Raw genomic sequence first — 15,272 nt, forward strand, 5'->3', positions numbered from 1 at the left:
CCATCCACATATTGTTTATTCACCTGTTTTGGAGTGTAAGGATAAAGAGAATGAAAAAATTGGGAACTCACCTTGTGGTGGACTGTTGGGGCTCTCCTGCTGATCTATTAAATGATCCTGAAGGTATCCGTCAAGCAATGATTGCGGCGATCGCCGCGGGAGAAGCGACCCTTATTGACCTGTGTGTGCATCAGTTTAGTCCCCATGGTGTGACGGCTACTGCAACGTTAGCTGAATCTCATATTGCCATTCACACTTGGCCAGAATACGGTTATTTTGCTGCTGACTTATTTTTCTGCGGTAGCGGGAAACCCCTTGAGGCCATGGATTTTCTCCGTACAGCTCTGCAAGCAACAGATTATAAAATGACAGAATTAGAGCGTGGTTTTCCCACAGCTCATCTCGCGAATCCGACGCCAGCAATCATCGCCAAAGCGTGCTAGAGATGGCTCATCTGAAACATCAATAAACTCTGATAGAAGCAACTGCTCACCCATGATTTGGCCTAAAGATTATGGGTGCGTAGTTTGTTAAAATCGTATTAATACGTTCCCCTGCACCTAATGGAAAATAACTCCATCGACACACAATCACAAACCGAGAAGACAGAAGTGTCGATTCAACTTGACCCTGCTGTTTTAGAACAAATCAAGCATTTAACAAACGATCCCAGCAAAGTGATTGAAACCGCTGTGAAACAGTGGTTACGGGGTGAGCGGACTCGTGATGATGAATTAACCCGTCGTTTACGCCGCAATCCTCCCGTTCCGCCAAAAGGTGAATGGAATGACTAGGCTCAGTTGATAAATATAATCTGACTACATCAAATTCGAGTTGTGTATTCTCTAAAACTTTTCAAGCAGAGAATACTGCAACTGAAGCTTCAGGGAAAATTTCAAGCGTCTTTATTCACATCTACGGACTACATCCTTTTATTTCAGTAGTCTCTACTAATTGTTAACGGACTGTAGTTGTCTACTAAATCCAGGCTTATAGTAATGGCTGAAACATTAGAGCCATTTTAGGTATATTGACATTCTCGATTTTTATCGCCTGTCAACTGCCTGAAACTAACCCGCAATTTAGTGCATATAACTTCAGTCTCAGACTCCGTAATCTCCCTGTCGCTCCTTTAGGTACAAGAAATTATGAAGGTTACCCCGACCCTGATTTCTCGCAATGAACTGCATTTGCAATATTGGCAAGCTTTAGGTGCGGAGCTGATTTGGTTGCAGGATATTGATGGTCTTTGTACGGGGTTTTATTGGCGAGATGCTGGTGAGTTTGGGTTAGAGCCACAGAGTTTGATTGGTTCCCCTATGGTGGATTGGTTGCAGACAACTCAACCGGAAAAGCTACAGCAGGTCGTGGTTCGAGTGTTTGAAAGGCATTTACCAGAGCAGGTGACCTGTTTATTTGAGGTGGGTGATCGCCCATTACCTTTAGAAATTAATCTCACCCCAATTTTGCAATCCGATGGTGCCGTCCAGCAGATTATTGCGATCGCCCATCAGCTAACTGGCAGCGACAGTGCTCTCACTCAACAGCCGAGTCTGCCCCGACAGCCTGACCCTTACCAAAAGGTATTAACGAAAGTTGCCCGTAAAATTCGCAGTACCCTCGATTTGGTTGCCATTCGCCAAGAAGCGGTGATGGGGTTGGGCGAAGCATTGGAAGTGAGCCGTTGTCTCTTGTTGTCCTATGACGAGAGTCTCCATGCGTTTCAAGTCATGGCTGAATATCGCAATACGAATGCGCCTTCCGTACTTGGCGTGCAGTGGCGATCGCCGGAAAGCCCTCTCCTAGAAAATGCAGTGCAGACTCGTGACGTGATTGAAGTGGATTATCTGACAGCTGCTCTGAACGACAGCCAATCTGCATTTGTGGTGCCGACCCTTTATCAGAATAAAGTTAACGGTTTTATCTGTCTCCAGCAATGTGATAATCCCCGACTCTGGAGTGAGGGGGAAAAAGAACTGACCCAAGAATTGGCAGAACAACTCGGTACGGCGATCGCCCATGCGACTCTCTACCATGAACTCGAACAGGCTAACCAGGCCGCCACTGAAGCATCCCGCCTGAAAAGTGATTTCCTGGCTAGTACAACCCATGAACTGCGTACGCCTCTGAATGGTATTATCGGCTTCCTAAAACTGATTTTGGACGATATGGCTGATGACCGAGAAGAGGAATTAGAATTTGTTGATGAAGCCCATAAGAGTGCCATTCACCTCCTCAATCTGATCAATGACATTCTCGATATCGCCAAAATTGAATCCGGCAAAATTGATGTTGATTTAGATGCCATTAGTCTTTCTGAACTGCTTGAAAATATTGATAATTTTGCCCGCCCCCAAACCCAAACCAAAGGTCTGGACTGGGAAATTATTGTGCCGGATACCTACGACGATATTCTTCTCTATTCCAACTACCAGCGGACCTTCCAGATTTTGCTCAATCTTGTCAGTAATGCCCTCAAATTCACCCATGAAGGTGGCATTACTGTGAGTGTGGAACTGGTCTTTAAAGATGTGTCACAACATGGCCAAACCTTCCCTGGCATGGTCAAAATCAAAGTGGAAGATACGGGGATTGGTGTTGCACTAGATATGCAAGAAAAACTATTTAAAAGTTTTTCGCAGGTCACTGGAGGACACACCCGAAAATATGGTGGTACAGGTTTAGGACTTGCAATTTCCAAAAAACTTGTGGAGGCAATTGGCGGCAAAATTTCGTTCTACAGCATGGGTGAAAACCTCGGTTCCACTGTGACATTCTCTATGCCTCTTAATCAAAAACCCTTGCTAAAACATGACCCAACCGACGATCCCCAGGTGATTTCCTAGGCCACATCAGATCCGCCAAACCGTTACAATAAAGGCAGATTATGAAAGAAACATTACATTTGGTAGATCTGAAGATTAGTGGATATAGCTTGGCAATTTGATTCGATTGAAGCGGCGCTAGATGATATTAAAGCGGGTCGCGCAGTCGTCGTTGTAGATGATGAAAACCGTGAAAATGAGGGGGATTTGATCTGTGCAGCTCAGTTTGCGACCCCTGACATGATTAATTTTATGGCGGTGGAAGCAAGGGGTTTGATCTGTTTAGCGATGACAGGCGATCGCCTCGATGCCCTAGATTTACCGCTAATGGTTAGCAAGAACACAGATAGTAACCAAACTGCATTTACAGTCAGTGTTGATGCCCATCCACGTCTCGGCGTAACGACAGGTATTTCCGCCGATGATCGCGCCCGCACGATCCAAGTCGCCATTAATCCAGATTCCCATCCCGAAGATCTCAACCGTCCTGGTCATATTTTTCCGCTCCGGGCAAGAAAAGGCGGAGTTCTTAAGCGTGCTGGTCATACAGAAGCTGCCGTAGATTTGTCACGTTTGTCTGGGTTATATCCCTCTGGCGTCATCTGCGAAATCCAAAATGATGATGGCTCGATGGCACGTTTGCCAGAGCTGATTTCCTATGCTCAAAAGTTTGAGCTGAAAATTATTAGCATTGCTGATCTAATTTCCTATCGTCTGAAAAATGATCGTTTTGTACAGCGCGAAACCATTACAAAGTTGCCAACAGAATTTGGTCAATTTAATATTTACGCTTATCGCAACGCCCTAGATGAAACTGAACATGTTGCGATCGTAAAAGGCGACCCCAAGGATTTCGCAGATAAGCCTGTGATGGTACGAGTGCATTCAGAATGTTTAACAGGGGATGCCCTTGGTTCCTTGCGCTGCGACTGTCGGATGCAACTGATTGCTGCTCTCAAAATGATTGAAAATGCAGGTCAGGGAATTGTTGTTTATCTCCGTCAAGAAGGTCGTGGAATTGGTTTGGTAAATAAGCTTAAAGCCTATTCATTGCAAGATTTAGGATTGGATACTGTCGAAGCAAACGAACGTCTCGGGTTCCCGGCAGATTTGCGGGACTACGGTATGGGTGCACAGATGCTCAATGACCTCGGTGTCCATGCGATTCGTTTAATCACCAACAATCCTCGTAAAATTGCTGGTCTGAAAGGCTATGGCTTAGAAGTTGTTGACCGTGTTCCTCTGTTAATCGAGAGTAATGATTTCAATAATCGTTATCTCACCACGAAAGCACAAAAGTTGGGACATATGCTCCTGCAAACGCACCTCGCGACGATCGCCCTCCGTTGGCAAGGACAGGAAGATATTGAGCAGCGGTATGATTACCTTGAAAAATTGCGAGTAATGGCCCAAACGGAACATTTGCTGGTGCGCGAAGAAGCACGTCCAGTGGCCAATGCTGTATTTTCTGGGTCGCCCTTAATTGTTCACTTTGGTTTTGATCAGCCTAAACTCGCTGCTGCTGATTGGTATACCGAGACAAATCATCCTTATTTGCAGGCGATCGCCAATATTCTCGAAAACCTAACTGAATGGTCAGATCTCACCCAATTGGAGCTGATGATGGCAACCGGTGGCGAAGATCCAATGGCCGGATTACAAATTAAATTGGATCGTGAATTTTTAGCTTGGGAGAAACTGCCGCAATTCATTGGGAGTAAGACCTTAAACCCTCAGGCCATCTACCATTTCCAACGGGATATGTAAGCCTATTACATCAATGTTGGGCTTGTCGCCAAAAAATTTCCGTTTAAGATAGAGGCTCATTAGTGAGCGAATAACTTAATACTCTTTTTTGCAGCGGCTACAATAAAATAAGTACTGTTGATCTAAAATCAATACTCTACTCTATTCACGAATCGACATTAACCGAGGTAGCGAATGTCAGCCATTTCCACAAATCCTGATAAGGAAAAAGCCTTAAACCTTGTCCTAAATCAAATTGAGCGCAATTTTGGTAAAGGGGCGATTATGCGTCTCGGTGATGCAGCGCGGATGCGCGTGGAAACCATTCCCAGTGGCGCTCTGACCCTTGACCTGGCGATGGGCGGTGGCTTTCCAAAAGGCAGAATTGTTGAAATTTATGGCCCTGAAAGTTCTGGTAAAACTACGGTTGCGCTCCATGCGATCGCCGAAGTGCAGAAAGCAGGCGGCGTGGCAGCCTTTGTCGATGCAGAGCATGCCCTTGACCCAACCTATTCTGCGGCTCTTGGCGTTGATATCGGGAATTTATTGGTGGCACAGCCCGATAATGGTGAATCTGCGCTAGAAATCACGGATCAGTTGGTACGCTCTGCCGCCGTTGATTTGATTGTGATTGACTCTGTTGCCGCTCTCGTTCCTCGCGCTGAAATTGAAGGGGAAATGGGGGATATTCAGGTTGGTTTACAAGCTCGTTTGATGAGTAAAGCTCTCCGGAAAATCGCTGGTAATATGGGTCGCTCCGGCTGTACTGTGATTTTCCTGAACCAGCTCCGTCAGAAAATTGGCATTAGCTATGGTAGCCCAGAGGTCACAACTGGTGGTACTGCCTTGAAGTTTTATGCGTCGGTACGTCTTGATATTCGCCGTATTCAAACCCTCAAAAAAGGTGCTCAGGGAGAATTTGGAATTCGAGCAAAAGTAAAAGTTGCAAAGAATAAGGTCGCCCCCCCATTTCGGATCGCCGAATTTGACATTATCTTCGGTAAGGGAATTTCAGGTGTGGGTTGTATGCTTGACCTCGCTGAACAGACTGGTATCGTCAATCGCAAGGGAGCATGGTATAGCTACGAAGGCGAAAATATTGCCCAAGGTCGCGACAATGCGGTGAAATATTTTGAGGAAAATCCTGAAATTGCCAACGTCGTTCATAAGAAAGTCCGAGAAAATCTGGATTTGAGTGCGATGGGTTTTGCTGAAGATACTGGCGAGAAAGACGTTGATGCAACTAAAGCTGAGGCAAATGATAATAATGTCAAGGCATCTGGCTTTGGTAAAGATTCTAAAAAGAAAAAATAATCAGTAGGGGTTGACCCTGGTCAACCTCTACCGGGATTCATCGAAAGCACAATCAAACATCAGAAAAAAGGGAAGTTGATTTAATTATCAGCTTCCTTTTTTGTACGGAAAACAGGTCTTGAAAGCTGCATGTTAGAATCGGACGCACAATTACTGTAAAAAAACGTAACGTTACTATCTTATGAGTCGTCGTTTCTCCCGTTGGATATTTGGTTTCGGTTTGGCGATCGCCGCTCAGTTGGTTATACCGACGGCATTGCGGGCAAATCCAGAATTAGACGCTTTGTTACAGCAGGGAAATGAAGCTGTTCAAAATCAAAATTTTGCGATGGCGATCGAACGGTATGCAGATGCGGCGCAGTTAGAGACTGATAATGCCCGCATCTATTCAGGCTTAGGTTATGCTCATGCCCAGCTGGGGAATTTTCAAGAGGCGGCGATCGCCTACCAGCGGGCAGTGCAATTAGAAAATGATAACCCTCAGTTCTATCAAGCTCTGGGATTTAGTTTGGGCAATAGCGGCGACTACACCAATGCGATTAATGCCTATAGCCGTGCCGTTGAGCTGAAGCCAGATAATGTTGATTTCAATCTTGGTTTAGCGACTGTCTTCTTCCGGAGTGGCCGTTACGAACAAGCGTTGAGTGCTTACCAAAGAGTTTTACAGCTTAACCCTAATAACACCGATGCAACTCGCAATAGCATTGCCAGTTTACTGCAGTTACGTCGCAATCAAGACGCAGTAGCTCTCCTTGATAATGCGTTCCGCAAGCTTCCAACTGATGGTGATTTACGGGTACAAGCTGCGGTAACTTGGTTTGGTCTTGGTGATAAAGATAAGGCGATCGCCTTTCTCGATGAAGCGCGCCGTTTGTCCCCGAGAGACTTTAAAGTACAGCTGAAAGTCGCCAGAATTTATGAAAATCAGCAAATTTATGTCGAGGCGATCCATGCTTTTCAGCGTGCAACGGAGCTGAATCCACAATCGACAGAAGCTTTAGAAGGACTTGGTTCTGCTGCGTTTAAAGATAACGATTATTTGATTGCGATTATTGCCTATCGACAATTAAGTGAACTGACGCCGAATGACCCGAATGCTTATGAAAAACTTGGCTTATCCTTCCAAGGTCGTAACCGTTCTGCGGAAGCGATTGAGGCGCTAGAAACAGCGAAAAATCTCTATCGTCTGCAAAATAATAAGCAGGGTGAACGCAAAATTGATGCTCTGATCGCGGCGATCACCGATAGCTAAACAACTTTCATCTCACTCGACAAAATGCAATATCGACGGTTTGGGAAAACGAATTTAGACTTATCTGTGTTTTCCCTCGGAACAATGCGGGCGTTAGCAGATCAGGCAACGATGTCTGCAACGGTGCAACGTGCCCTTGAAGTTGGCATTAATCATTTTGAAACGGCACCCAGCTACGGTAATAGTGAAAAATTTCTGGGGCGATCGCTCTCTGAATTGGGTGTGTTGCGCGAGGAGATTTATCTCACAACCAAGGTGTTACCAAAGGGAGATGTTGCTGATGTAGCCACGCAGATTAATCAGTCATTGCAATTGCTCCAGACCGATTATTTGGATGCCGTGGCGGTGCATGGGATTAATCTTGAACAACATTTGCAATGGGTGTTAGGGGATGGTTTCGATGCTTTAAAGGCGTTGCAGACAGCAGGAAAAATTCGTCATCTCGGTTTCTCAACCCATGGCCGTTTAGAACTAATTTTGCAAGCGATTAAGACTGAGCTGTTCGAGTTTATCAATCTTCATTACTACTATTTTTTTCAGCGAAATGCAGAGGCGATCGCCGCAGCTGCGGAGCAGGATATGGGAATTTTTATTATTTCGCCAGCGGATAAAGGCGGACAACTATATCGACCACCTGAAACCCTGAAAAATTTGTGCGAACCATTTGACCCTTTAAAGCTGGGCTATCGTTTTTTGCTGGCAGATCCCCGCATTACGACTCTCAGTTTTGGGGCTACACAACCAGAAGAGTTGAATAGTTTAGGGGGGATCGCCGATCAGACTTATCCTTTAACGAACGAAGAAAAAGCGAGTTTTGCACGATTAGAACAGCACAAAAAACAGACCCTCCAAGCTGACTATTGTGCTCAGTGCTATAAATGTTTGCCTTGTCCTGAAGCGATTAATATCCCTGAAATTTTGCGGCTGAGAAATGTGGTGATCGCCTATGACATGAAAGATTATGGCGAATATCGTTATCAAATGCTCGAAAATGCGGGGCATTGGTTTCCCGGTAAAAAAGGCAATGCTTGTACTGAATGTGGCGATTGTTTGCCTCGTTGCCCTGAAAATTTGGCGATCCCCACCCTACTCAAAGATGCCCACCAACGACTGAATGGCAAACCCCGCCGCCGTCTCTGGGAATAAAGGTCTTTAGGATATAGGATAGTCAACAGTTTTTAATGGGTTATCTTTGCTGATTTATGTGTCGCTTACTTGCTTATCTCGGTGAACCAACCCAGGGCGATCGCCTATTATTGGAGCCTGTTCATTCCCTAGAAGTGCAGAGTTATCAGCCTAAAGAAATGACCGCTGGTTTACTGAATGCAGATGGTTTTGGCCTCGGCTGGTACCATCCCACAAAAGATGATTTACCCTACACTTACAAAAGCTTATTACCGATTTGGAGTGATATTAATCTGCCTCAAATCAGTCGCTATTTAGAGTCGAATTGTGTCCTGGCTTATGTTCGTAGTGCGACTCCCGGTTTGCCCGTTGATTTAAGTAATTGCCAGCCGTTTGTTGCCGATAATTTGATGTTTATTCATAACGGCTATATTAATAATTTCCGCAAAACACTTTATCGTCCAATTCGTTCACAATTAAACGATGATTTATATCAAAATATTCAAGGAACAACTGATTCTGAACATCTCTTTGCGTTGATTTTAAATCACTATAAAGATTGTCTCAAGATAGCAATTCTTAAGGCTCTAGAAGAACTCACAAACTGGGCAAATACCTATCAAACTCACTTCTCTGCCAACATTGTTTTAAGCGATGGCAAACAGCTTTTTGCAACCCGATATTCTCATAATGCCGCTGTCCCGACACTATATTTCTGCGAAGAACCAGAAGGCATAATCCTTGCCTCAGAGCCGCTAAACGATAAAGCTTGGCAGTCTTTTCCCGAACAAAGTTTAATTATCATCAATGAAAACCGTGACCGATATATTGAGGCGATCACCCACTAATGTCCGACCTGAGAACCGAGCTAAAACAAGCCTTTGAGCAATCTCGCCAACTTACCCTAGAGTTATTCCAAGACATCGATCCCCAAACTTTTTGTCAGCAAGCTCATCCCACTTTTAGCCCTATTGGCTGGCACCTGGGACATATCGCCTTTACCGAAGCCCTTTGGATTTTGGAGCATCTTGCTGGACAATCACCAATTTTTACAGAATATCGTCAACTCTTTGCTGCTGATGGCTTACCAAAGGAAAAACGCCAAGAATTGCCAGATTTCAAGGTTATTCAGGACTACCTAGTTGTTATTCGAGAAAAAGTTTTTGAGTATTTGGCGATCGCCCCTCTAGAGAAACAAGAGAGACTGTGGCGATGGCTACTGCAACATGAAACCCAACATAATGAAACTATCGCCTTTGTGCTGGCTCTTCATAAGCTTAATGCTGCTCAACCAGTGTTTGCTGCAATTCAAGCTGATACACCACAGAGTTTTCAACCCAGTATGGTGGAAATTCCAGCCGGCAAATTTCGATGCGGATCAGATGATATTGTGGCGCAGGATAATGAGCGATCGCCCCATTGGATAGATCTCGAAACCTATCAAATTGATCGCTATCCTGTGACTTGCGGTGAATTTCAAACCTTTATTAATTCTGGTGGCTACCAAACAAAAAAATATTGGACGGCAGAAGGCTGGCAATGGCAAACCCAAGCCCAAGTGACCAAGCCACTCTACTGGTTGAATGCTGAAAAATATCGAGACTATCCTGTTTGTGGCGTGAACTATTACGAAGCTCAAGCCTATGCCAACTTTGTTGGTAAACGTTTACCTACCGAATATGAATGGGAAAAAGCTGCCGCGTGGCAACCTCACACCCAACAGACTCAACTCTATCCATGGGGCAATGATTGGCAAGCTGACTGTTGCAACCATAGCCTCAAGCAACGGGGTATTGTCTCTGTAAATTACTATTCAAAAAATCAAAGCTTTTATGGGTGTGATGACTGCATTGGAAACGTGTGGGAATGGACAGCCTCAGTTTTTCAACCCTATCCTGAATTTGTGGTTTATCCCTATAAAGGGTATTCCGCCAACTATTTTGATAATGAACACTTTGTGCTGCGAGGTGGCAGCTGGGTAACCCGACGATGGGGAATCCGCAATACCTTTCGCAATTGGTATCACCCTTGGACGAGAGAAATCTTTGCTGGTTTCCGTTGTGTGTGCTAACTGAGTTGAGTAAGGTTGCAACTCTATATCAGTGATAGTCGGCTTTAAATCTTATCCCGACGGCCACAGCCACGAATATTGATGCAAGTATCACCCTCTTTGGTCGATAGGCTTGCTTCTATTTGTTCTCCTATGCCCATGCTATTCGCCCTCGCAATTCCGGGCGCAACACATAAACCGAATAACAAACTGCTAATAAGAAGAAAATATTTCACCGTAACCTCTCAAGAGTGACTAAATATGGCGATAAATTGACCCTGGTTAAGTTGATACTTTTTTGACTGATGCTAGGTATTGACATTGTTCTACATGCCATAAAGCTCTAGCTAAAGGAATGACGTTCTAAAACACTAGAAGTTGCACTAGGTTCAATTCTGCCGCTACCTCTTTCTGCAATTTCTACTGAGTTTGAGTCGCTTAGAAAAAGATTGCTCTCGATAGATTTAGAGTCAGAAACTTGTGCTGATTCTCCGAATAAACTTAGGGTAGAAAAAAGACTGATTGAAAAGAGCATTACCATTGTATTTTTCGTAGTCATAGCAGATTGCCCTAATGGACTTTAAACGGTACAGTTCTTTTTACTGAAAGGAGGGTGTATCTCCGGAATTTCTAGAATCTTTTTCTTGAAGGAATTTTGTGATCGCCAAATCTCGACGACTCCCTGAAAAGTTGCCTACAATAGAGGGAGAGACCTGAGATAATTTGCAATTTAGTTAGGGTTCGTTGCTTCTAAAGCTGTATCATTCATGCAGTGACAAGGTTGTCGCACACCTTGTACACAAGAGACTCCGGTATGATGCAATAGCTTGCATTACTTTTCTTTCCTGCTCAGCCACATTTATTTTTTAACTGTTGATCTATCGACATGGTGATGAAGACTGAATTGGATTTACTTAAAGATTTAAATCCGAGTGCCCTCGATGAAATTTTGTTGTATTTAGCGTTTTGTGTGTTGCGAGGGACAGGATATCGCCACGGAGCCTTCCTCGATGCAGCAGCGACAGCGGCAAAATGTGCTGTCTATACGACTTATCAGGAGCAAGATGGCAATCTTCGGATGACAGGCCATCTGCACCATATTGAGCCAAAGCGAGTCAAGGTTATCGTTCGAGAAATTGAGTCTGCCCTGCGAGAAGGTCAGCTACTCAAAATGTTGGGGTCACAGGAACCGTCATATTTAATTGAGTTACCTTATGTTTGGTTGGAGCATTATCCATTGAAGGCTGGGAAATCCCCCATGTCTGGTAATCAGCTGTCTCCTGAACATCGTGACTATTTTGAGCAGCGCCTCCCTCAGGATTTGCCTCAAGCTCAGGTTATTAGTTCGTTGCAATTTTCGGATTTGATCGAGTTTTTGCACCAACGGTCTCAAGAGAAATTTCCTAGCGATCGCCGGATGCCTTTGAGTGAGGCTTTGGCTGAACATATTAAACGCCGCCTACTCCATGCTGAGACGGTAATGCGTCTCGATAATCCTTGGGGCATGCCCTATTACGTTCTGCTGCGTACGACCTATGAGCCAGAGGGTGAAGCGGAGCGTCTATATACAATGGTGGAAGATACGGCGCGGTATTTCCGATTGATGCGGGAGTGGTCGGAAAAGAAACCGAACGTGATGCGTATTTTCGAGTCGTTGGATATTCCTGACGAAGATCTCCCAGCTGCGCAAGCAGAACTGGATGAGATGATGCGAGCTTGGGCGGATAAATATCATAAGCGCGGTGAACAAACGATGGCCGTACAGATGGTATTCGGTCAAAAGGATGGTTAGCGAAATTTCGTCAGTTTAATTGAGATTGTTGAGTCTCCGCGAATCATCTCGATTTGTTAGTGTTTTTCATGGTTTGAATTTTCCTCACCTAAAATACATTGAGGATGCATTGAATTTTTGGAAGAAATCGCTATGTCTCAGAACTCTCAAGCTGTCTCAAAAGAGTTTCCCTTTCAGGCAGATGCTAATACATTTAGTATTGCAAACGCTTATTCTCTAGCCCAAGTTTCGAGTCTTGCATACAAACATTTTGAAGATAATGATCAAGGCAACAAAGATAGAACTTTTTTTATTGAACAAGTAAAAGCTTGGGGCTTTTCAGAATATTATTTTTATGATTGTCACAATATTGATGATGATGCCCAAGGTCTAATTTTGGCTGATGACGAGAAGATTATCATTGCATTTCGTGGTACTGAGGTCTCGGCAATGCAGGATGTCCTCACTGATTTAGATTTAAAGCAGGTGCGTCAATTTGGTGGTCGGGTTCATCGTGGTTTCTGTACAACTTTTCGCTCATTGTGGAGTTCTGAGTTGCGGATCTGGGAAGGAGCTGAAGAACTAGTTCATAAGCCTGGCATGAAAGGAACCCTAGAGAAGTTGCTCAACCTCAAGAAACGTCCGTTATTTGTGACTGGTCATAGTCTTGGGGCTGCCATGGCGGTGCTTTGTTCTGTGGCTTGCGGGGAAGATTTACAGGTATTCCAACCGATGATTAGTCTTTATGATTATGGTCAACCTCGAGTCGGAGATGAATCATTTAATGAAACCTTGCATAAGTACGTCAAATTAATATTCCGTGTGGTGAACAATAACGATATCGTGGCCAGAATTCCCGTTGATATCAGTCAAAATTCGTCGGTGATTGATTATAAGCACACTGGCAAATTAATTTATTTGGACACTGATCAAAAAGTCCATCTTGAAGATCTGGGTTGGTGGCAACAGAAGAAGGATATGCTCAAAGGTAGATTAGAAGATCTCGGTAATTTGGGTACTGATGGTATCAAAGATCATAATCTTGGGGATTATATTTCTATTCTGAAAGGTGCGTTTGATAATCCACAAAATATTGTTTAGTTATTGGTTTAGTAAATGGAAAATGTTTGAGGCGATCGCCACACCTCAAAATTTAAGTTGAGAAATAAAAAAGACCCTTCATATATGGAGGGTCTTTTCGTATCACCAATTCATCATTTGAGTGATTGGATGATCCCCAATTATGTTTATTGAGGCGATCGCCACTCATTTTGTTCCTAGAGCTTATTAGTCTTCATCGTCAGGAACGGTTGAAGCGACATAAAGTTCTTTGAGCTGTTTGTCGTCGACGCTGGCAGGTGCTTCAGTCAGTAGACAACTAGCTTGCTGGGTTTTGGGGAAGGCAATTACATCTCGGATTGACTCTTCCTGAGCCATCAACATCACAAGGCGATCTAAACCGTAAGCGATACCACCATGAGGTGGAGTGCCATATTCAAATGCTTCAAGCAAGAAGCCAAATTTTTCCTTTGCTTCTTCATCCGAAAGACCGATGGTTGCAAAGACTTTTTCTTGGACATCTCTCTGATAAATCCGGAGACTACCGCCACCTACTTCAATGCCATTGAGCACAATGTCATAAGCTAAGGCGCGGGCAGTGGACAAGTCGTCTAGATCTTCAGGATTGGGTGCAGTGAACGGGTGGTGCAATGCTTCGAGGCGTTTCTCGTCAGCATTGTATTCAAACATTGGGAATTCGGTTACCCAAACAAAATTGAGCTGATCTTGATCAATCAATCCCATTTCTGCACCTACAAGTTGACGAACACGATCCAGAGATTTGTTTACGGTATCGGTGTCACCTGCACCAAAGAGTAATAATGTGCCGGGTTCTGCACCTGTGCGTTTGAGCAGTTCTGTTTTCTGTTCATCGCTGAGGTTGTCTTTGATTGCGCCGATGGTATCAATCTCGCCATCTTCACGAACCCGGATAAATGCAAGACCCTTTGCACCCATTTCGCAAGCTGCATTGAAGAGGTCACCTTTGGGTTTAATGCGCACATTGGAAATTGCATCGTTACCACCGGGAATTGGGAGAACTTTTACTTGGCCACCATTTTTCACTGCGCCGGAAAATACTTTAAAACCCATATCCTTGACGATGTCGGATACGTTTACAAGTTCTAATCCAAAACGGGTATCGGGGCGATCACAGCCATATTTTTCCATCGACTCAGCGTAAGTAATCTGAGGGAAGGGACGAGGAAGATCGATGCCTTTTGCGGCTTTAAAAATGGCACAGATGAGACGCTCATTGAGATCGAGAATTTCGTCGAGGGACATGAAGCTCATCTCCATATCCAACTGCGTAAATTCCGGTTGGCGATCTGCTCGTAAGTCCTCATCACGGAAACAACGAGCAATCTGGTAGTAGCGATCGCACCCAGAGACCATGAGTAACTGCTTAAAGAGTTGAGGAGATTGGGGGAGAGCGTACCAATCACCAGCATTCACGCGAGAAGGCACGAGATAATCACGCGCACCCTCGGGAGTAGAACGAGTCAGAATGGGGGTTTCTACTTCCATGAAGTTCTCTGCGTCTTCGAGGAAGCGACGCATTGCTTTGGTTACTGTGTGGCGGAGTTGCAAATTTTTCGCCATCGCTTCCCGACGTAAATCGAGATAACGGTACTTCAATCGCAAATCTTCTTTTACTTGGTCGCCGTCAGCGCTTGCAGAAACCAAAATGGGTAACTGCTTATTAACGCTATTTAGAATCTCAATGGAGTCTGCATAAATCTCGACTTCACCTGTGGGGAGCTTGGGGTTGATCGCGCCATCTTTCCGAGGGCTAACTTTACCAACAATCTTGACGACGTACTCACTACGGCTCGCATCAGCATTATTGTAGGAATCAGGAGTGCGCTCCGGGTCGCTCACAATTTGCACAATTCCATTGCGATCGCGCAAATCAATAAAAATCACACCACCATGATCACGGCGGCGATCGACCCAACCACAAAGGGTTACGGTCTGGTCAATATGCTCGGAACGCAGTTCCCCACAATAATGAGTACGCATAGGTTTAAATATATATAGTTAAGGCATAGAACTTTAAAGCGACTCTAAGCCTACCAAAGATCAAGAGTCTTGCCCATATGGTCTGTATTACAGCGGTATTTTATGGGT

12 protein-coding genes are annotated in these 15,272 nt (G+C 44.5%); 11 read left to right on the forward strand and 1 reads right to left on the reverse strand.

Annotation, left to right across the window (positions count from 1 at the left end; translation table 11 throughout):
* The first annotated feature begins 50 nt into the window (after positions 1–50).
* From speD to LEPTO7376_RS05845, 11 genes are all read left to right on the forward strand, one after another.
* Positions 51–443, forward strand: a complete 393-nt coding sequence (gene speD / locus LEPTO7376_RS05795; protein WP_015133283.1) for an adenosylmethionine decarboxylase — start codon at positions 51–53, stop codon at positions 441–443.
* 120 nt (positions 444–563) lie between these two features.
* Entirely contained in the window at positions 564–794 is a 231-nt protein-coding gene (locus LEPTO7376_RS05800) for a hypothetical protein (protein ID WP_015133284.1), read from the forward strand.
* Positions 795–1,148: 354 nt separating this feature from the next.
* Positions 1,149–2,846, forward strand: a complete 1,698-nt coding sequence (locus LEPTO7376_RS05805) for an ATP-binding protein (protein WP_015133285.1) — start codon at positions 1,149–1,151, stop codon at positions 2,844–2,846.
* A gap of 78 nt (positions 2,847–2,924) precedes the next feature.
* Positions 2,925–4,592 (forward strand): bifunctional 3,4-dihydroxy-2-butanone-4-phosphate synthase/GTP cyclohydrolase II, encoded by a 1,668-nt coding sequence (gene ribBA / locus LEPTO7376_RS05810; protein ID WP_015133286.1) that lies wholly within the window; start codon positions 2,925–2,927, stop codon positions 4,590–4,592.
* 174 nt (positions 4,593–4,766) lie between these two features.
* Positions 4,767–5,885, forward strand: coding sequence for a recombinase RecA (gene recA / locus LEPTO7376_RS05815; RefSeq protein WP_015133287.1), 1,119 nt, complete (start codon positions 4,767–4,769; stop codon positions 5,883–5,885).
* Positions 5,886–6,066: 181 nt separating this feature from the next.
* The gene (locus LEPTO7376_RS05820) at positions 6,067–7,137 is read left to right on the forward strand and encodes a tetratricopeptide repeat protein (protein ID WP_015133288.1); all 1,071 of its coding nucleotides are present in this window, start codon (positions 6,067–6,069) and stop codon (positions 7,135–7,137) included.
* A 24-nt stretch (positions 7,138–7,161) separates the two neighbouring features.
* Complete coding sequence (locus tag LEPTO7376_RS05825) at positions 7,162–8,283, forward strand: aldo/keto reductase (RefSeq protein ID WP_015133289.1); 1,122 nt, start codon at positions 7,162–7,164, stop codon at positions 8,281–8,283.
* A 56-nt stretch (positions 8,284–8,339) separates the two neighbouring features.
* Positions 8,340–9,110, forward strand: a complete 771-nt coding sequence (gene egtC, locus LEPTO7376_RS05830; RefSeq protein WP_015133290.1) for an ergothioneine biosynthesis protein EgtC — start codon at positions 8,340–8,342, stop codon at positions 9,108–9,110.
* Positions 9,110–10,333 (forward strand): SUMF1/EgtB/PvdO family nonheme iron enzyme, encoded by a 1,224-nt coding sequence (locus LEPTO7376_RS05835; RefSeq protein WP_015133291.1) that lies wholly within the window; start codon positions 9,110–9,112, stop codon positions 10,331–10,333. Before egtC ends, LEPTO7376_RS05835 begins: the two co-directional genes overlap by 1 nt.
* Before the next feature lie 871 nt (positions 10,334–11,204).
* On the forward strand, positions 11,205–12,104 hold the full coding sequence (gene hetR / locus LEPTO7376_RS05840) for a heterocyst differentiation master regulator HetR (protein WP_041763190.1): 900 nt from the start codon (positions 11,205–11,207) through the stop codon (positions 12,102–12,104).
* A gap of 132 nt (positions 12,105–12,236) precedes the next feature.
* Positions 12,237–13,184: a lipase family protein gene (locus tag LEPTO7376_RS05845; protein WP_015133294.1), complete on the forward strand. Its 948-nt coding sequence runs from the start codon at positions 12,237–12,239 to the stop codon at positions 13,182–13,184.
* A 186-nt stretch (positions 13,185–13,370) separates the two neighbouring features.
* On the opposite strand, the gene aspS is transcribed toward LEPTO7376_RS05845, so the two are convergent.
* Positions 13,371–15,164 (reverse strand): aspartate--tRNA ligase, encoded by a 1,794-nt coding sequence (gene aspS, locus LEPTO7376_RS05850; RefSeq protein WP_015133295.1) that lies wholly within the window; start codon positions 15,162–15,164, stop codon positions 13,371–13,373.
* Between the last annotated feature and the right edge of the window lie 108 nt (positions 15,165–15,272).

Origin of the sequence: [Leptolyngbya] sp. PCC 7376 (assembly GCF_000316605.1) — a bacterium.
Lineage (GTDB): Bacteria > Cyanobacteriota > Cyanobacteriia > Cyanobacteriales > MRBY01 > MRBY01.